Origin of the sequence: Anaerovibrio sp. (assembly GCF_045637405.1) — a bacterium.
Lineage (GTDB): Bacteria > Bacillota > Negativicutes > Selenomonadales > Selenomonadaceae > Anaerovibrio.
The window spans coordinates 40377-60044 of record NZ_JAZTZI010000091.1; the positions used below are offsets into that span (position 1 = coordinate 40377).

At 44.6% G+C, this 19668-nt stretch carries 20 protein-coding genes and 1 riboswitch; all 20 genes read right to left on the reverse strand.

Annotation, left to right across the window (positions count from 1 at the left end; genetic code table 11):
- Positions 1-2: 2 nt before the first annotated feature.
- Entirely contained in the window at positions 3-968 is a 966-nt protein-coding gene (locus ACKI5G_RS06665; RefSeq protein ID WP_407398806.1) for a GTP-binding protein, read from the reverse strand.
- Positions 969-992: 24 nt separating this feature from the next.
- Positions 993-2120 (reverse strand): CobW family GTP-binding protein, encoded by a 1128-nt coding sequence (locus ACKI5G_RS06670; RefSeq protein ID WP_407398808.1) that lies wholly within the window; start codon positions 2118-2120, stop codon positions 993-995.
- 170 nt (positions 2121-2290) lie between these two features.
- Positions 2291-3727 carry a carbon starvation protein A gene (locus ACKI5G_RS06675; protein ID WP_407398809.1) on the reverse strand — a complete coding sequence of 479 codons (1437 nt, stop codon included), beginning with the start codon at positions 3725-3727 and terminating at the stop codon, positions 2291-2293.
- A 198-nt stretch (positions 3728-3925) separates the two neighbouring features.
- Positions 3926-5200 (reverse strand): MATE family efflux transporter, encoded by a 1275-nt coding sequence (locus tag ACKI5G_RS06680; protein ID WP_407398811.1) that lies wholly within the window; start codon positions 5198-5200, stop codon positions 3926-3928.
- Between the two features lie 119 nt (positions 5201-5319).
- Positions 5320-6108, reverse strand: a complete 789-nt coding sequence (locus ACKI5G_RS06685) for an ABC transporter ATP-binding protein (protein ID WP_407398813.1) — start codon at positions 6106-6108, stop codon at positions 5320-5322.
- Positions 6101-6889, reverse strand: coding sequence for an ABC transporter ATP-binding protein (locus tag ACKI5G_RS06690; protein ID WP_407398815.1), 789 nt, complete (start codon positions 6887-6889; stop codon positions 6101-6103). Before ACKI5G_RS06690 ends, ACKI5G_RS06685 begins: the two co-directional genes overlap by 8 nt.
- 10 nt (positions 6890-6899) lie before the next feature.
- Positions 6900-8489: an ABC transporter substrate-binding protein gene (locus ACKI5G_RS06695; protein ID WP_407398817.1), complete on the reverse strand. Its 1590-nt coding sequence runs from the start codon at positions 8487-8489 to the stop codon at positions 6900-6902.
- A gap of 37 nt (positions 8490-8526) precedes the next feature.
- Positions 8527-9426: a nickel transporter permease gene (gene nikC / locus ACKI5G_RS06700; RefSeq protein WP_407398819.1), complete on the reverse strand. Its 900-nt coding sequence runs from the start codon at positions 9424-9426 to the stop codon at positions 8527-8529.
- Positions 9426-10361 (reverse strand): nickel ABC transporter permease, encoded by a 936-nt coding sequence (gene nikB, locus ACKI5G_RS06705; RefSeq protein ID WP_407398821.1) that lies wholly within the window; start codon positions 10359-10361, stop codon positions 9426-9428. Before nikB ends, nikC begins: the two co-directional genes overlap by 1 nt.
- A 134-nt stretch (positions 10362-10495) precedes the next feature.
- Positions 10496-10703: riboswitch (cobalamin riboswitch) on the reverse strand.
- 172 nt (positions 10704-10875) lie between these two features.
- A complete protein-coding gene (gene rpsI / locus ACKI5G_RS06710) occupies positions 10876-11268 on the reverse strand; it encodes a 30S ribosomal protein S9 (RefSeq protein WP_027396224.1) in 393 nt (130 codons plus the stop codon).
- A gap of 24 nt (positions 11269-11292) precedes the next feature.
- Positions 11293-11733, reverse strand: a complete 441-nt coding sequence (gene rplM, locus ACKI5G_RS06715) for a 50S ribosomal protein L13 (protein WP_027396225.1) — start codon at positions 11731-11733, stop codon at positions 11293-11295.
- 266 nt (positions 11734-11999) lie between these two features.
- Entirely contained in the window at positions 12000-12830 is an 831-nt protein-coding gene (gene thiM, locus ACKI5G_RS06720) for a hydroxyethylthiazole kinase (RefSeq protein ID WP_407398824.1), read from the reverse strand.
- The gene (thiW, locus tag ACKI5G_RS06725) at positions 12730-13308 is read right to left on the reverse strand and encodes an energy coupling factor transporter S component ThiW (RefSeq protein WP_407398826.1); all 579 of its coding nucleotides are present in this window, start codon (positions 13306-13308) and stop codon (positions 12730-12732) included. Before thiW ends, thiM begins: the two co-directional genes overlap by 101 nt.
- Positions 13309-13651: 343 nt before the next feature.
- Positions 13652-14581, reverse strand: a complete 930-nt coding sequence (locus ACKI5G_RS06730; protein WP_407398828.1) for a chemotaxis protein — start codon at positions 14579-14581, stop codon at positions 13652-13654.
- Between the two features lie 157 nt (positions 14582-14738).
- Entirely contained in the window at positions 14739-15611 is an 873-nt protein-coding gene (locus tag ACKI5G_RS06735) for a S1 RNA-binding domain-containing protein (RefSeq protein WP_407398830.1), read from the reverse strand.
- A gap of 1 nt (position 15612) precedes the next feature.
- Entirely contained in the window at positions 15613-15963 is a 351-nt protein-coding gene (gene rsfS, locus ACKI5G_RS06740; RefSeq protein ID WP_037329628.1) for a ribosome silencing factor, read from the reverse strand.
- A gap of 21 nt (positions 15964-15984) precedes the next feature.
- Complete coding sequence (locus ACKI5G_RS06745) at positions 15985-16995, reverse strand: LCP family protein (protein ID WP_407398832.1); 1011 nt, start codon at positions 16993-16995, stop codon at positions 15985-15987.
- A 9-nt stretch (positions 16996-17004) separates the two neighbouring features.
- Entirely contained in the window at positions 17005-17577 is a 573-nt protein-coding gene (gene yqeK / locus ACKI5G_RS06750; protein WP_407398876.1) for a bis(5'-nucleosyl)-tetraphosphatase (symmetrical) YqeK, read from the reverse strand.
- Positions 17578-17642: 65 nt separating this feature from the next.
- Positions 17643-18257: a nicotinate-nucleotide adenylyltransferase gene (nadD, locus tag ACKI5G_RS06755; protein WP_407398834.1), complete on the reverse strand. Its 615-nt coding sequence runs from the start codon at positions 18255-18257 to the stop codon at positions 17643-17645.
- A 155-nt stretch (positions 18258-18412) separates the two neighbouring features.
- Positions 18413-19666, reverse strand: coding sequence for a glutamate-5-semialdehyde dehydrogenase (locus ACKI5G_RS06760; protein ID WP_407398836.1), 1254 nt, complete (start codon positions 19664-19666; stop codon positions 18413-18415).
- Positions 19667-19668: the final 2 nt, after the last annotated feature.

Below are 19668 nucleotides of genomic sequence, written 5' to 3' on the forward strand. Positions count from 1 at the left end.
TTTTAGTTAAAGTACACAATGGTGTCTTCAGGCTTCTTTTCCTCAATAAAGGCCTCTACCTTCATCTTAAGATTGTCAATCTCACCATTGCTGTCATACTTTACATGTATAACGCCGGTTACCTTGCCCCACTTACGTTCATTCTTTCTATGGTTAAGCTGCTTGAATGGGGCACCAGTACCGGATATTCCCAAAAACATCATGTCATCAGCACAGCAGGCCATACCCACACGGCCTACACCATAGTGAATGACCCCATCCTTTTGGGCAGAACAGAGATAACCATCAAAGATAATACGCTTTTTGTCATAGTGGTCAGGGTGGTCCTGCATGTCTACAAACCAAGTGCCATAGTCATCAAGCTCCAGCTCAATTTCATCCTTGTCAATGGAAAATGGCAGCTCCGGCTCCTCCTCCACAAAGTCCTCCAGATCAGATTCAAAAATAACCTGAGCACGGCGATTTACTACCCGGACATTACGACGAATATCCTGCTGACGGGTTTCGTGGTCACAACGGTTAAATATAATCAGCTCGCAATAACGGAACAAATCCACAAAGCGATCCTTCATATTCTTTTGGTAAACCTCGAAGGTCTCTGCGTTAACCATGCCGATATTCTGGAAATCAAACCATTCCACCGGAAGGGGAATATTCATATAATCTCCCGCACTCCACATACCATTGGCCTCAATTAAAACGCTGGAAGGATTGTATTTTTCTTGAAGCTCCTGATAAAACTCAGTGGAAAGCTCCTCCACATCCTCTACCACAATAATCTTGGAGTGGCTCTCCTGCAGAAGCTCCTCGTCAATTTCTTCCTCGCCTTCCTCACCTAAGATAATAAGGTTGCACTCTGCTTTGGCGAACTGATTATTCTGTAAAAAGTCCTTGATTACACTGGTCTTGCCACTTTCCAGCAGACCCATAAAGTAATACACAGGAACATTTGGTTTTTCTTTACTCATTATGTATCTCCCAATTAAGATATTTTACTCACCCAGGAAAAGCTCCTTCAGGCTGCCTTCATGCAGCTTGCTGCCAATAACGCAAAAACGTCCGGTATAATCAGCCGCACCGGTTACCACACTGCTCTCTCCCGGTACATAGTTGAAATGGAGCCACTCCCCATCGTTGGCGGACATAACAATGCCCTTTGCCCTGAGGATAACACCATACTCGTCAGCATTAACCAGCTCTGCCAAAATATCCTTAAGCTCATCGATGGTGAATTTCTTGGTGGTTTCCTGACCCCAGCTGCCAAATACATCATCTGCATGGTGATGATGGTGATGATCGTGATCATGATGATGGTGCTCATGGTCATGATCGTGGCAGCCACAATCAGGGTCATCACATTCATGGTCATGGTGATGATGCTCGTGATCGTGATCATGATGTTCATGCTCATCATGGTGATGATGCTCATGGTCATGATGATGCTCGTGATCATGACACCCACATTCAGGATCATCGCACTCGTGTTCATGATGATGATGCTCCTCAGCCACCTCATCCACATTCAATAATTCACTGTGATGCAGGGCATCCAAAATCTGCTCCCCGGAAATTTTATCCCAAGGAGTGGTTACAATAGGAGCCTTTGGATTATGCTCGCGAATAATATCAATGGTCTCCTGGAGCTTCTTCTCATTGACATCCTGGCTGCGGCTAAGAACAATGCAGTCAGCGTGAGCAATCTGATCAATGAAAAATTCACCATAATTTCTGGCATACATCTTGCATTTCTTGGCATGAACTACGGCAATGCTGCCATCAATTACCACATCATCATTGCAAACCTTGGAAACAGCTACCTTTACATCAGATAACTTACCTACACCAGATGGCTCAATAATAATACGGTCAGGATTATAGGTTTCCATAACCTGTTTTAGTGACTCCTCAAAGTCACCTACCAAAGAGCAGCAGATGCAGCCAGAGTTTATTTCCTTAACCTGAACTCCCGCTTCCTTCATGAAGCCACCGTCAATAGCAATCTCACCGAACTCATTTTCAATAAGGCAAATTTTATCATTAAAGCCCTCATTGATGAGCTTCTGAATCAATGTTGTCTTGCCGGCGCCTAAAAAGCCGGAGAATATATTAATTTTAGTCATTCTGTAAAACCTCCATTGTATGATAAAAAACTAAAGGTAGTCTTCACGTCACCGCAAAAACAACCTGTAATATTATACATCATTTGATCTTTTTTTTCCATGAAAGACAAGCAAAAAGGAGTCAGCAATCGCTGACCCCTTTATCGGTATTATCATGTATTATTCAGTTTTTACTCCTTGGCACGAAGAACCTTTGTAGTAAACAAAATAACGCATACAACAGCAAAAACAATACCAGCAGGATAGCTTATTTCAGTCCCAAGCTGTAAGCCTTCCTTGGCCTGAAGTATATAAGTAGAGGTTACAGCCGACATAAAGGTAGCCGGTATAGCTGCCATCAACCAGGCCTTACTGCCCTTTTTCATCCTGAACAAATAGGTCGCACCAGTCCACAGAACAATCATTGCCAAAGTCTGGTTGGTCCAGGAGAAGTATCTCCAGATAATATCAAAATTCATCTGGGACAGAATACCACCCACTGCCAAAAGTGGCACTGCGAAAAGCAAACGCTTTACTGCCTTGGACTGGGAAACACCAAACCAGTCAGCCAAGGTAAGACGGGCACTACGGAACGCAGTATCACCAGAAGTAATAGGACAGGCAATTACACCCAGCATAGCCAGAGTTGCACCTATGTAGCCGGTCATACTGCCATCGCCGCCCATAAACCCAACGCAAATATCATATACCACGGTACCAGCACCGCCAGCCTTCATGGCTGCAGCCAAGCCACCAGTGCTGTCATAGAAGGTCACACCAGCTGCTGCCCAAACCAAGGCAATAATACCTTCAGCTACCATGGCTCCATAAAATACAGGACGACCAAGGCGCTCAGTAGTAAGGCAACGGGACATAATTGGTGACTGGGTAGAATGGAAACCGGAAATAGCTCCGCAAGCCACTGTAATGAACATCAATGGCCAAATAGGCATCGCATCACCCTGTGGATGCAGGTTTGCCAGCTGCATCTCAGGCATGGTATGACCACCAACCCCCATGAGCATACCAGCCATAATGCCCAGTGCCATGATAATAAGGCAGGCACCAAACAATGGATAGAAACGTGCAATCAGAGTGTCAATTGGCAACAAAGTAGCCAGGAAATAGTACAGCAATACACATGGTAATACAACAGTTACCGCCACTCCTGTCAGCTTTGCCAAAAGACCTGCCGGGCCTGTCATAAATACAGTACCAACCAATACCAAAAGAACAACGGAGAACACGCGCATGATAAACAGCATTGTGCCTCCCATGTGATGTCCTACTACCTCGGAAATGCTCTTACCATCCTCACGCAAAGAGATCATTCCTGACAGATAATCGTGAACACCACCTGCAAAGATAGTACCTAGTACTATCCAAAAGTAAACGGAAGGGCCCCAAAGAGCACCACCCAAGGCGCCAAATATTGGGCCGAGACCAGCAATATTTAACAGCTGAATCATGAAAACCTTCCAGGTAGGCAAAGGAATATAATCCACACCATCATTGTGAACTGTTGCGGGAGTTGGATTATCAGTAGGACCAAATATATTGTCCACTATCTTGCCATAAACGGCATAACCCAAAATCAATGCAACCAGTGCACACAAAAAAGTAACCATATACTCTCCCTCTCTTTCCCCCTATTACTTCTCCACCTGACATTTTTTTTTACAGGCTCGCATTAATTATGACATAAAATTCAGAATATTTAAATCTTTTTTTGAAAAAATGTCACAATCATTATTATCAAAAGTAAAAAATGACTTTACAAAATAAAAAGGACTGCCGAAGCAGTCCAAATTTCATCTGGATTTTATTTATGTTCCCTCAACTGTTTCCAAACACCATTTTTCCGTTTTCTGCAACCTCCATAAGAGGAAGCTGGCACATATTGCCCTGGTAGACTGATCCAAAGCCAAGGCTATCCAGGCGCCTACCAGTCCCATCTCCAGGTAATACAGGAAAAAAGCTGTGATTATTGGGCGCAATACCGTAATACTTACAAATGAGTATATGGCCACATGAGCTGATTTGCCACTCCCACGCAGGATACCGGCACACACCATCTGCTGAGCTTCCGGAAAGCTCACCAATGCCACTATAAACATTACAAGACTCCCCAATGGAAGCAAGGAGGCATCAGATGTATAAAGGGAGAATATTTCTTCCCGGAAACAGGCCGTCAGCACAAAGGACACCATTGAAAATATGGCACTCCATTTTATGCTTACTGCCAATAAGGTTTTCCATTCAACCATATCCTTGCGCCCCTTGGCATGACCGGCAATAACCGTGCTGCCCTTCCCCAGTCCTCCTGCAAAGCAGTAATAAAAATCACAGAAGTTCATGCAAATGGCATGGATAGCATAAGGAATCATTCCCAGCTCAGCCACCATACGGGTATAGATTACCATACCTATACGTTCAAAGCCCTGCTCAGAGAAAATACTGCCAAAAATGGGTATAAATTCACGAAAATATAATCTGGTAGGAATAAAGCCACCAGGCAGCATTATACCCGCCTGCTTTAATTGCCATGACGCAAAACCAAAGGTATACAGGGTACCAACCAACGTACCGATGGCTGCTCCCCTTACTCCCATTTCCGGGAATGGTCCCAAGCCAAAAATCAGTAATGCGTTGACGATGACATTTATAACATTGCCCTGAAGGTTTGTCTTCAATACAACTGCCGTTTCCCCAAAGCCCAACTGAATGGCCTGCAAAATAGCCGTCAGCGATGTCATATACACCGCCGTCAAAGCAATCCAGGCATAATCAAGAGCCAGCTGAAGATAATATTCCTCCGCACCCATCCAAATGAGCAGCTCCGGCAGATAAGCAAAAAAGGCAATATGAAATATCAGCATCACTATAGCCCCTAAAAAAAGGGACTGGCGCAGTACCTTACCGGCACGCATTTTACGGCCGGCACCAAAATATTCTGCCGTCAGTAAAGTAACTGCCGCAGCCAGTGATCTAGCCACCGTAAGCAGCATCATTCGTGGCTGGGTAAATATACTGACAGCGGCAATGGCTGATGCTCCCAGCACGCCAACCATAATCAGGTCCACATTGCTGAGGAGTATCATAAATACCCCCTCCATAGCCGCTGGCAGTGATATCTTAAGGTATTTACGATCCATTGAGGATGAAAAATATCTTTGAAGCATATAAAACTCGCTGAAAATCCTATAATAACTTATTGGCATCAGTGAACAGAGAAAACAGCATTCAGCAAATCCCGGGTATATGGATGAGTGGACTCAGCCAATTTGTCTCCATCCAACTGCTCCATCACTGTTCCCTTTTGCATAACTACTACCTTATGGCTAAACAGGCTAACCAAAGCCAAATCATGGCAGATAAAAATATAGGTAATACCCTTTTCCTGCTGCAATTTCACAAGTAGCTTAATAATGCTGTCCTGAACGGATACATCCAGGGCACTGGTGGCCTCGTCACAGACAATTACCTCTGGTTCCAAAGCCAAGGCCCGGGCAATGCCCACGCGCTGGCGCTGTCCACCACTCATGCTGTGGGGATAACGGTTCGCAAATTCCTCCGGCAGGTCAACCTGCTTAAGGAGCTCCCTGGCCCGTTGTTCTACCTCACCCTTGCTGATAATGCCAAAGCTTCTTAATGGTTCGCAGATAATATCCTTGACCTTCATTTTTGGATTAAAGGCCGTAGCCGGATCCTGAAAAACCATTTGAATATGACGATAATTTTGGCGTTTTTCCTTACCGCTCAGCTTGGTAATATCCTGGCCATGGAACATTACACGGCCAGAGGTTGGTTCATGAATTCCCATAATGGTCTTCACCAAGGTGGATTTTCCGCAACCGGATTCACCGACGATGGCTGTGGTTTTCCCATTGGGAATATCAACGCAAATATCATTGCAGGCCCTAAGCACATTACCATCGGACAGCTTGAACTCCTTGGTAATATGCTCAATACTCATAAGGCAATCATCAGCAGTATTAATTTCAGACATAACGCTTGCCTCCAATCTCCGGTACAGCGGCCAGCAATAACTTCGTATAATTTGACTGTGGATTAGTCAGGATATCCTTGGCATTACCGTATTCCAGCACCCTGCCGCCAGCCATAACCATAAGCTTGTCCGACATATAGGATGCCACGCCAAGATTATGTGTCACCATAATCATGGCAGTACCTGACTCCTTTACCACCTGCATCAGTTCCTTTACAATCTGGGCCTGAGTGGTGACGTCAAGAGCCGAGGTAGGCTCATCAGCCAGCAAAAGCTGTGGATGAAAGGCTATTGCCATGGCAATACCTACTCGCTGACGCATACCACCCGAAAGCTCAAAGGCATAGGATGACAGTATATTCCCAGCATTTGGAAGGTGCATTCTGTTAAGCATCTCCAACGCCTTGTCATCTGCCTCTGAATCGCTCATATCGCTATGAAGCTGAATGTACTCTCTAAACTGATGACCAATGGTCTGAACCGGGTTCAGCATATTACCAGAATCCTGAAAAATCATGGAAATATCCTTGCCCCGCAGTTCACGCCATTCAGCATGGGAAAGACCATAAAGGTCTTTCCCCTTAAAATTAATTTTACCTTTACTTACATGACCATCCCCGGATAACAACCCAAGGACAGAGCGAATAACTGTAGTTTTACCGCTACCGGATTCACCAACAATAGTCAGTATCTCACCTTCATTTAAAGAAAGCTGTACATTTTCAACTGTTGGAGAACCATCTCCATAGGTGATATCCAGATCATTAATTTCTAGTAACATGGATTGCTCCTTACTTGGATGCTGGCTTAATCAGGCTGGTAACCCAATAATAATCGGAAGGGAACATCTTTACACCAGCCAACGCATTGTTAAAGATAATATTGGTCTGAGGGTAACCCAGGAACAGGCCTGCACCATCATCCATGATAATCTGCTGAATTTCAATAATGAGCTGACGGCGCTTCTGCTTGTCAAACTCTACAGCCAGCTCATTGAACTTGGCATCGAGAACAGGATTGCTGTAGCCGGAACCATTCTGAGGGTTCTCGCCGTTTAAGTTGGACTTCCAGTACCAGGTGAGATAAATCTCAGGGTCACCGGTATTAGCAGTAGTGATGTTGGAAATCAGAAGGTCATACTCACCCTTGATACCCATCTGGTCAACCAGGTTATAATCTACACTCTTGATGTTAATATCAAAGCCAAGCTTCTTCAAATCAGCCTGAACTGCCTCAGCATAAAGAGGTAACTCAGCACGGCTGTTATAAACCACAAAGTCGAGCTTCAATGGCTTACCATCCTTATCCAGGATACCATCACCATTGGTATCAGTCCAACCAGCCTCCTTCAGGAGCTTAGCTGCACGCTCAGGGTTGTAGGCGTTAGGGTCCTTCAACTGATCAAAGCCATAATCCATGGATGGTGGTACAGGAGCCTTGCCTGGGATGAAGGTGCCCTTTAACAATACCTTATTATAGGTTTCACGGTCGCAGCCACTGATTAAGGCAGCACGTACCTTAGGGTCCTTAAGAATACCCTTCTGGTTCAAACGGGCCACTACAGTACGCAGGGAGGAAATCTCATCAATGGTAAAGCTGCTGTTGCCACGGAAGGAATCCATGTCACCGGCAGCAATATTAACCGCCATATCAACATCACCGGACTGGAGTGCCATAGCACGGGTGTTAGGATCGTCAATGGAAGGAATCTCTACAGTGTCAAATGGAACCTCGCCGCCCCAATAATTAGGGTTCTTCTTCATAACGGACTTTTCCTTGACAAAGGATTCAACCATGTATGGACCAGTGCAGATTGGACCCTCCTTGGAGAAGTCACGGCTGGCCTCAGCTTTTGTATCAACAATGATAAACAAAGGATCAGCCAGGAAGCCGGCCATATTAGGGGATGGCTTATCAGTGGTGATAATAAGGTTCTGACCCTCGGCCTTAATGGAAGTATATTTAAAGAAGGTAGCTGCACGGCTGTTCTTGGCAAATGCACGCTCAATAGAGTCCTTAACAGCTTCAGCAGTCAACGGATCACCATTGGAGAATTTTACACCGTCACGAATCTTAAAGGTCCAGGTCAGCTTATCGTCACTAACCTTCCATTCCTCAGCCAACCAAGGCTGAACATTCATTTTTTCATCAAACTTGGTAAGGCACTCACCTAAGCCATAACGCATAACAACCCAACCAAAAAAGTTCTCAGTTGGCTCCAGGGTATCAGCGAAGTTGGTAACGCCTACCTTCAAAACACCCTTATTGACAGCATCACTACCGGCAGAGCCGCCACAACCGGCAATTACTACCGCAGCCATAGCAGTACACAATCCCACACTAATGGCTTTCCAGATTTTCTTTGTCCTGAAAAAATTCATTTTTTTCATCCTTTCCATTTTCAGAAAATAATATAAATCAAGTCTGACGGGGATCTAAAATATCCCGCAGACTATCTCCCCAAAGGTTAAAGATGGCTACCACAATAAATATTGCCATACCAGGATACACCATAAGCCATGGGGCTGTCTGAATATACTGGCGTCCCTCATTGAGCATCAGGCCCCACTCAGGGGTTGGTGGCTGCGCCCCAAAGCCCAGGAAGGAAAGTCCGGCAATCTCCATCATCATGGTACCAATATCCATGGCAGCAGTAATAACCACCATTGGCAATGTGTTAGGTAAAATATGCTGCCAAATAATCATCTTGGTACTGGTGCCACACAGTTGGGCGGCCGTAATAAAATCCTGATTACGGATTTTCAATACCAAGCTACGCACCAAACGGGCATATTTAGCCCAGCTTACTACACACAGGGCCAATATTGTATTGATAACACTTCCGCCCATAATACCGGCAATGGCAATAGCCAGCACGATACCAGGGAAGGACAGCATCATATCGGTAAACCGCATGAGCACCATTTCGACCTTCCCGCCGAAATAACCAGCCATGGTTCCCACGAGGGTTCCTACCACAGCTACCAAAACAACAAGACAGATAGTCATAAACAACGAGGTTTGGGTACCGCAAATGATTCTTGAAAGGGTATCACGTCCCATCTTGTCCGTACCCAGCAGATGCTCAGCCGAAGGAGTCTGCAGGGCGTTTTTCATCTCCCCCACCAATGGGTCCTGGGGAGCCAACCATGGTGCAAAAATCGCAACCAAGATTACGAGTACCACCAAGGCAGAATATATTGAAAACTGCCTGTTAGCCTTGATGCGCGCTAATAAGCTGCTGTCAACATCTATATTAAGGTCAACATTTACATTGTCTGCCCCATGTCCATGGGAAAGGGTCTTAATTGTGGCCATTATCTTGCCTCCTTCTTCAACCGGGGATCAAGCCATGAATATGACATATCTACAAGTAAATTAATTACCATATAAACAATGGCAATCCACAGTACAAAGCCTTCAATTAAAGGATAGTCACGCATGGAAATAGCCCGCACTGCCATATTGCCAATGCCCGGCCAGGAGAAGACCATCTCAATAACAGCCACACCACCTAAAAGCCAGCCAATAGACATGCCCAATAAGGTAATAAGGGGTAAAATCGCATTTGGCAGCACATGCTTCCACAAAATTGTGGTTTCTGAAAGGCCTCGGGCTCTGGCCCCTACCACATAATCATGATTTAATTCCTCTAAGATTACGGTACGCACCTGACGCATGTATTTTGAAGACATATAAATAGCCAAAGTCAGTGCTGGCAAGACGATCCCAGCTGCCGTTACTTCAGACTGGGCAATTGGGAACAAGCGTAGCTTTAATCCAAAGAAATAAAGAAGGAGCAAGCCTATCCAAAAGCTAGGCATCGATACTCCTATAAACGAAATACCTCTGACAATATAATCAGGCAGCTTATTACGCTGTACTGCCGACCATATACCAAGGGGCAGGGAAATAATAAGCACAAATATAATCGTTACTATTGCCAACAGCAGGGTCCCGGCAAAGCCCTCCAGCAGCTTATCCACCACTGGCTTTTTTGCCGAATAAGACATGCCCATATCTCCGTGGAGCACACCTCCGGCCCAGTTAACATACTGTACTAAGAATGGTTGATCCAAGCCTAAATCATGGCGGGTCTGTTCCACCAGTTCAGCAGATACCACAGTATCTGCCGTTTCCAGCAGCATGGATACAGGATCTCCCGGTGCCAACCAGGTCAAACAGAAGGTGAGAAAGCTAACACCTATCAACGTGCCCAGCATCTGCAATAATCGTCCTACAATCCTTTTCAAAAAAAATCCTCTCCTTGTCAAAGCATCAAAAAAGCCTGTCTGCTACACACAGACAGGCAAAGAGATTTCAGGCCGCAAAAATACCAGACAGGTACCCCCTGAAATATCCAGCCTCCCTGTCGCTCGCAGGTCCAAAAGGCGAATGTTAATCAGGCAGTTCTCCTGGCTCCAGATCATCATAACACCATGCCTTCCCAAAGAAGCTTTGCCTTCTTCAGTGACCGGGATACGAGCAGCTGCTCTCACCCCAATGGTATTACTCCCTGTTACAGTGGCGGGACCGCTCCGGCTTAAACCGGATTTTCTATTAAGTCTTCCGACACCTGATTCTCCATATACTTTTTAGTGAAACATCGGTAGTATATCATTTTTAATCATTATTTGTCAAACAATTTAATGTTATTATTCTAAGCTAATTGTCCTATACTAATTATTATTTTTTGGTTAAAAAATAATAATTACATTCAAAAAGCCCTGTAGTATAACCACAGGGCTTTGTTTCGATAATATATAATTATCTCTTGGAGAACTGGGACGCCTTACGGGCCTTCTTGAGACCGTACTTACGACGCTCCTTCTCTCTAGGATCGCGGGTTACGAAACCAGCCTTCTTCAGTGCTGGACGAAGATCGCCATCGAGAACCATGAGTGCACGGGTGATGCCGTGACGGATAGCGCCTGCCTGACCGGAAGCACCGCCGCCCTTTACATCAGCGATTACATCATACTTATCAACAGTCTCAGTCAGCTCCAAAGGCTGTCTTACGATCAGCTCAAGAGTCTTGAGACCAAAATACTCATCCATTGCGCGACCATTGATGGTCACCTTGCCTTCACCTGGAACAAGACGAACTCTTGCAATGGAAGACTTTCTGCGGCCTGTGCCGTAGTAGCTAGCTAATGCCATTTTAAATGTTCCTCCTTCCAAGTATTAGCGAATGTTCAGCTTGAGCTCTTCTGGCTGCTGTGCAGCATGAGGATGCTCGGAACCAGCGTATACATTCAGCTTTCTATACATCTGCTCACCAAGACGGTTGTGTGGAAGCATGCCACGGATAGCCTTCTCAACAACGCGGGTTGGGAACTTCTCCATCATCTGTCCAGCAGGGGTGAAAGTAGTTCCACCAGTGTAACCGGAATGACGGAAATAAATCTTATCAGTTAACTTCTTACCAGTGAATACAACCTTCTCTGCATTGATAACGATAACGAAATCACCACAATCAACATGTGGAGTGAAGGTTGGTTTATGTTTACCGCGAAGAACTTTTGCAACTTCAGCAGCTAATCTACCTACAGTCTGACCTTCAGCGTCTACAACATACCATTTACGCTCTACGTTCTGAGCATTTGCCATAAACGTTGTCTTCATGCGATATATCCCTCCCATTAATTTTAATTTTATTTTCTAAATTTGGGTTGTGAAGTGCAGTCGGCCTCCGGGGCTAATGGAAGCGGCTCTACAAAGCCTCACTTGAACTATTTTACTCAAGTTTCCATAGGAAGTCAAGCATTTTCTTGCCGACCTGATAAGAAGCCGAAGAAAACGCCTCACCTGTTATCCACAGAATTACTGTGAATAAAATAGCTTATGCCCGAATATAATACACTATTTTGGAGTACCATTTCAACTACTTTTTAAAGTTTTCTGATTTTTCCCCTAGTGATTATATCAGCATCTTTCAAGTTATACACTTCATCAAATAGCTTCATATGGAAGGTGCCAGGTCCATCACTGACCTGTTCTGCCTTTTCCCCGGCAATCCCCAAAAGCATTGCCGCCAACAGGGCGGACATCAAAGGGTTACCACTTGGAAGTAAGGCCGCTGCCATGGCATTTAGCATGCATCCTGTTCCAGTAATATTTCCCAGCATTGGAACACCATTGTACACCATATAGGAATTCTCCCCATCGGTAATAAAATCTATGGGGCCACTGACCAGAAGTACCGCGGAATGTTCTTTGGCCCACTGACCTAAAAATTTAGCATATTCGTCTATATTAGTTTCATCTATAAGCTGCTCCCTATTGGCCTCTACTCCGGAGCTATGGCAATCTATACCACAGGTAGAAAGAATCTCAGTAATATTGCCCTTTAATATAGCTGGCTTATATTTAGTGATAAAATCCTGTAAAAAGTTTTTCCGTAATGTACTGCAGGCAGCACCAACTAAATCAATTATCATCGGAATGCCATGATCTCTGGCAGAAGCTGCTGATATCCCCATGGCCAGCAATCTGTCCCTTGTTATTGAGCCTAAATTTAAGCAGAGGGCATTGGCCATAGAGGTGATTTCATCGACCTCCTCCGGGTGCTCAGCCATCATTGGCCGACCTCCAAGGGCCAATATCATATTCGCGCAATCATTAATGGATATTGGATTGGTGATACAATGAATCAGAGGACTGGTTTTCCTGATAAAGTGGCTCACTTCCAGTATCTCTTGGAAAATCTTGTAATTTATCATAGGTTCTCGCTCCCAGCTTCTTTTGAATTTCAGTCAGGGTATTGTTCTTCTTCAAAGCAGTAAGGAAAATAAAAGCAATGGTACCTCCTATAAGGGTGCCCATAATAAATGATGGCACGTAGAACATCCATGTCAGCCCCGTGCGACCTACTAAAAATGCCATTACAGGATAGGACACAATGGCACCTATAATTCCGGTTCCAATAACCTCACCCAGGACAGCACCTATCAGTTTTCCCTTAGTCATTCTATATAACAGGCCGGACAAGGTGGCTCCAAAGATGGCACCTGTCAAGGCCAAAGGAGGTATTCCCATTACAACCATTCTAATAATACCTATAATAAAGGCACAGGTAAAGGCCTCCACCGGCCCAAGCATGACGGCACACACAATATTAATGAGGTGAGCCATAGGACACATACCTTCAACCCGCAATATAGGAGAAATAACAACTCCCAAACCGATCATCATGGCCATAAAGACCATCCTTAAAATTTTCTGGTGATTTGACATAAAAAAACTTCACTCCTTTAGCTAAATTCCCCGGGATTTCAGCTGCAGTCAGTGAAGTGCTTATTTATAAACATAAATAGACAGTCATACAGCACAAAATCTGCCGAGGCAGGCGGTCGAAGCTCACTAGCTTCCTCTCAACCCGAAACACGGGCTCCCTCGCTATACATCTGTCTGTCAAAAAATCGAAGGCGCTCCCCTACGATTTCATTAGTTTAACGACACTATTAGTTTAAAATCTTCCGTTTAATTTGTCAACGTAAAATAAAAATAACTCCCGCCAAAGGCGGGAGTCTTTGCGTTAATGTTATTCTTCTGGTTTCTTATAGTTGAACACAAGCTCATCAATAAGACCAATCAACTGATTAATCTCCGGCTTACTAATCTGTCCATTTGCACCAAGCTGTTCACCCTTGCGGCGCATTTCCTCACTAATAAGGGAGGAGAACAGGATAAATGGAATATTGGAATACCTCTGATCTTCACGAACCAGCTTCAGGAGGCGATGACCATCCATCTGTGGCATCTCAATATCGGAAATAATAACACGAACCTGATCCTCAATAGGAGCATTTTTGTCAATACCATCAGACAAATACTTCCAGGCATCGGCACCATTATTAAAGTCACGAACATATCTGTAGCCGGACTCATGGAGAGTGGATACCAACAGCTCACGAAGCAATGGGGAATCCTCTGCACATACAACATGTACATTGTTTCTCTTTGCCTTAACATCCACAGTAGCATCCTCAAAGGTGGTGAGCTTCTGATTAATTTCAGGATTAATCTCAGCAATAATTGTCTCGAAGTCCAATAAGAGAATAATCTTGCCTTCCATCTTAATGATACCAACTACACGGGACTGATCGCCAACCTCAGGAGATGGCTCCATGTTCTTCCAGGAAATACGGTGAATACGGGATACACTGTCTACCAGGAAGCCGATATTATAATTGTTAATTTCAGTAACAATTATATTCTTTGGCTCATCAGGAGTCTGGACATTAAGACATCTTGGCAGATTAACCAATGGAATAGCCTTACCACGCAAGGTAAACAGACCATCTACATAAGGATGGGCCTGTGGCATCTCTGTAACAGGAGTGCGGGTAATAACCTCGCGGACCTTTGCTACGTTAATACCATAGTTAACCTCACCAATATTAAACTCAACAATCTCAAACTCATTAGTACCGGTCTCTAAAAGAATACCCTTCTTTTCTTCAGTTGCCATTCAATCGCCCCCATAATATCTATTTTCCCACAAAACACGTGGAAAACATTCACTATACAAACCTAAATAATTAGTTACTACAATACACAAAATTACTATATACTGTAATATTCGTTATTCATAAACTAATTCCTGCTAAAGATACAGAAAAACTTTTTTATTTCAAAAAAGTCCAGCCGTCCCTTTCTTCTACCAGCCCGTCCTTCATCAGCCGGCCCAATGCCCTCTTAAATGCAGCCTTGCTAATATTGAATTTTCCCTTAATAAGCTCCGGCGAGCTCTCATCGGAATATGGCATTTTTCCATCATGATTCTGGAGAAACATCAACAGCTTATCAGAATCTGAACTCATTGCCTTTTCCTTTGCCTCCCTGAGAGAAGCATTTAATCTTCCATCCTGACGGATATAGATTACTCTGGCCGTAATTTCCTCACCAACCCGCGGACGATAAGGAGCCTCCTGGTGAGGAATAAAAGCAATATAACGCTCCTTGGTCAGCATAAATATGCCACTGTCTGTAATATTATATATAGAACCGGATATTTCCTGCCCCTTATGCACACTTTTATCTGCCTTTACAGAGGCCCGGCGTATCTCGTCTTCTACCTTCATGGTCACAGCCAAACGCCCTGATTTATCAGTATACAGCTTTGCCCAGACCACTTCACCAACCTGAAGGTTGCCGCGCATGCCGGCAAAAGGCATAAATATACCACGCTCAGCCCCCACATCAAGGAAGGCACCATCCTTGGACACATTGATTACCTTCAATCTGGCAATCTGGCCCTCCCGCATCTTAGGAACCCGCATACTGGCAGTAAGACGGCGCTTCGGGTCAAGATACAAAAATACCCTTACTTCATCCCCCACCTTTACCTCTGATGTTTGCTGAGTCTTATGAAGTAAAATATCATCATTGGTATTGCCGGTTTCCGCATCCAGGAACACGCCCATTTCTGACTCACGGACTGCCTTAAGGGTCACAACAGTACTGGGCCCGTACTTCTTACGTGGTTTTTCCCTTTCCATATTAGTCCTCATATACTGTCAGCTCTGCATCGCCCCAAAGGCTTTCCAGAGAATAATACTCACGGCTTTCCTGAAGGAAAATGTGGGCCACACAGTCACCATAATCCAAAAGCACCCACTCAGCCTCCCTATAGCCTTCACGGTGCAGCATGTCGTGACCTGCCTCGTGGAGCTGTTCTTCAATATTATCAGAAATAGCCTTTACCTGGGTGGTACTATTAGCAGAACAAACTACAAAATAATCTGTGGCCGGGCTAAGCTCGGTCATGTTCATCAGTACCACATCACGGGCTTTCTTGTCATCGGCGGCCTTTGCGATAGCATTGGCTAATTCTAATGAAGTTTTGTACAAATCAATTCCTCCTTGTATTGGTTAATCTTCTTCCCCGGAACCTTCCTGAGGAAATAATTCATCTATTAATTCAGTGGTTTTCACCGGATTATAAATCCAGCTTCCATCATGCTGTAATTCCCCCGGCAAAATAGTTACAACAGGCCTTGTCCCCTGCATATTTGTCAACAGGCTGGCAAAATGGCCTGAGTCGAAGGCCTCTATACTGGATTTTATGCGCTTATCACATATTTCCACCAGCTCCGGAATCTTTGAAAGGCTATCCGGCTCCATGAGCTTGCTACAGAATGCCTTCAAAAATTTTTGCTGCCGCAAGCTACGTCCATAGGCCCCCAGATCATCACTGGCAAATCGCAGATACTTTTGCGCCATATCCCCTTCCATGTGCTGTATCCCCTTTGGAATGTGGATGTACAAATCACCCTCAGGGTCATCATAATTAAGGTCATTATCAACGTAAATATCAATGCCGCCCATTACATCCACAATTTCAGCCAAAGCCTCAGTATCGATGGCAACATAATGGTGAAGGGTTATCCCCAGATTTTTGGAAACCGTCTGCTCCATAAGAGGAATTCCCCCATAATAATAGGCATTGTTCAGTGGTTCAGGAGCATTGCGCCCTTGGATATTCACCATGGTGTATCTGGGAATAGTGATAAATCTTACTTCCCCCGTATTATGCTTAAAGCTCATAATAATAACGGAGTCCGCCGACTGACCGCTATCCTCCTTGCCAGGGTCGAGTCCCAAAACCAGAATATTGGTATATCCATCAAAGCGGGGATCAAAGCTGGCTGCCCGCAAATCCTTTCTTTGCTTGTAGCCATCGTATATTTCCATGTAAACAGCCATCCTCTGGCTTCCCCAATGATATATCTGCATGGATAACCAGCCCACACCGGTCAGCACCACCATAACAATAAGGGTAGCCATGAAAATTCTTGCTATTTTAACATTACGCTTACGGCGCTTCTGTGCTTGTTTATGTTTAATTCTTTCTCTAGTCTCACTATATGGCTTTTTGCTCATATTTTATGCTCATTTCTTGAGTTTTAAAAGAATCTCATTTCTGGCAACAACAGTATCAGGATGAATCAGGTGATTTTTGTTCAATACAAATTCTATGGATTGGGATAAGCCTGCCAAAACCATTTCATCCAAGCTAGCAGTTCTGGAAAGCTCCCTCAGATGCTCCACTGCCGGATAGTCCCGGGCTGGTTCAATCATATCAGCAAAATATATAATCTTATCCAGCTCTGTCATTGCTGCTCCACCTACTGTATGGCGATAGACAGCCTGAGCAATATCCGGATCATCTACATCATATTCTTCCTTAATAAGCTTTGCCCCGATATAACCATGTAACAGCAACGGCATGGACTGCTCCACCACGCCATAGGCTATACCCCGTTTATCAGCCTCACTGATTAGCTGTTCATTGGGGTATTGACGGGCACAATCATGCAACAGGCCGGCTATTTTGGCCTTTTCCACATCAACGCCGAACCGCTTGGCCAAAAACACTGCCGAATCAGCCACCCCAACAGAGTGAATAAACCGACTCTCCTTTAACCGTGATTTCAGCTTTTCCTTCATATCATCATAAGTCATGTCAATTCTATACCCATTCATACCACAAAGAGGACACCGTAATACGATATCCCCATTGCTGGTCTTTAATCTTTATATAGGCCCTCTTTATAAATATACTGTTCTACACATGATGGCACAATATATTTAATCGAATACCCTTTTTTTATGCGGTTTCTGATATCCGTCGAGGATATTTCAAGCTCTGGTGTCTCCAGACGATGAATCTTGCGCTGTCCCAGCTCTCCAAAGGATTCCTTAATCTGATTTACGTCAGGAACACAGCCTTGACGGGATGCCCCAATAAAATGGCACATTTCCAACAGCTCATCTATGCGGTCCCATGTATGTATCTCCTGAATAGCATCAGCTCCGGTAATGAAATAAAACTCTGTCCCCTTACCATACTGGGTTATAAGCTGGGATATGGTATCTATGGTATAAGATGGTCCAGGACGGTTCATCTCTATGTCGGATACCTCAAAATTAGGATTGGAGCAGGTCGCCAGCACCGTCATTACATATCTGTGCTTGGCCATGGTAACACTCTGCTGCTGCTTATGCGGCGGCACAGCAGCCGGTATAAAGATAACCTTATCCAGATTATACTCATCACGAACTGCTTCAGCAGTCATGAGATGCCCCACATGAATAGGATCAAAGGTACCTCCCATGATGCCCAAACGCTTCTTTTTACCCATAATACGCTCCTACAATAAACTTAACAGAAAAACCGCTACGACACAAACAAAAACTATTATAGCAATTCCCCGGGCATAATCAAGTATATCATGTCTGCCCTTTTTTGTATCGTAATACTGACCTATTGTTTTTAAATATCCTCTAATTAATCGAATCAACGGATTTGCCCATCTCCATTAATAAGATACTTGGTACTGGTCAGCGCCACCAAGCCCATAGGACCACGGGCATGAAGCTTCTGGGTGCTGATACCGATCTCAGCACCAAAACCAAACTCACAGCCATCGGTAAATCTGGTGGAGGCATTGACATAAACTGAGGAAGCATTTACACGACGCTGGAAAAGACGTGAATTCGTCAAATTCTCAGTTACGATGGTTTCAGAATGGCCTGTATTGTACTTATTGATGTGCTCAATAGCCTCATTAACATCTGCCACCACCTTCACTGAGAGAATCAGGTCACCATACTCAGTGCTCCAGTCTTCCTCCGTGGCCGGTACCATATCTGGCACAATAACCAGAGCTCTCCTGCATCCCCGAAGTTCTGTATTTTTCTCCTTCATTGCCTTTGACAGAATAGGCAAAAACCTTTCTGCAACATCCTTATGCACCAAAAGGGTTTCCATAGCATTACATACAGAAGGTCGGGAGGTCTTGGCATTCACTGCAATCTTGAGGGCCATATCCAAATCAGCGCTCTCATCTACATAAGTATGACATACTCCGGTACCAGTTTCAATAACAGGCACGGTACTATTTTCCACCACAGTCTTAATCAACCCCGCGCCGCCTCTTGGTATAATAACATCCAAATATTTGTTGAGCTTCAGCATGATATTTACAGCTTCACGCTCCACAACATCCACAAACTGAATTGCCCCCTCCGGAATGCCGGCACCATAGGCAGCCTTCTGCAAGAGCTCAATAATGGCAATATTGGAATTAATGGCCTCAGAGCCGCCACGAAGAATAACAGCATTACCGGATTTGATACAAAGACCTGCTGCATCAGATGTAACATTTGGTCTGGCCTCATAAATCATGCCCACGACTCCCAGGGGAACACGTACACGGCGAATTTCCAGACCGTTAGGACGAATCGTGGAATAATCCCCTTCTCCCACAGGATCAGGCAGTGCAGCGGCCTGACGCAGGCCATCTGCCATTCCCACAATACGTTCATTGGTAAGAAGCAATCTGTCCAGATATGATTTCTTTACGCCCTTTTCCTCTGCCAAAATCATATCCTTTTTATTGGCTTCAATAATAAAATCGTCATGTTTCTCCAGCATATCAGCCATGGCCAATAATGCCTTATTTTTTGTATCTGTCGAAACCAAAGTCATGGCATCAGCAGCCTTTACTGCCGCCTCTGCCTTGGAAACCATAATTTTCTGCAAATCCACTG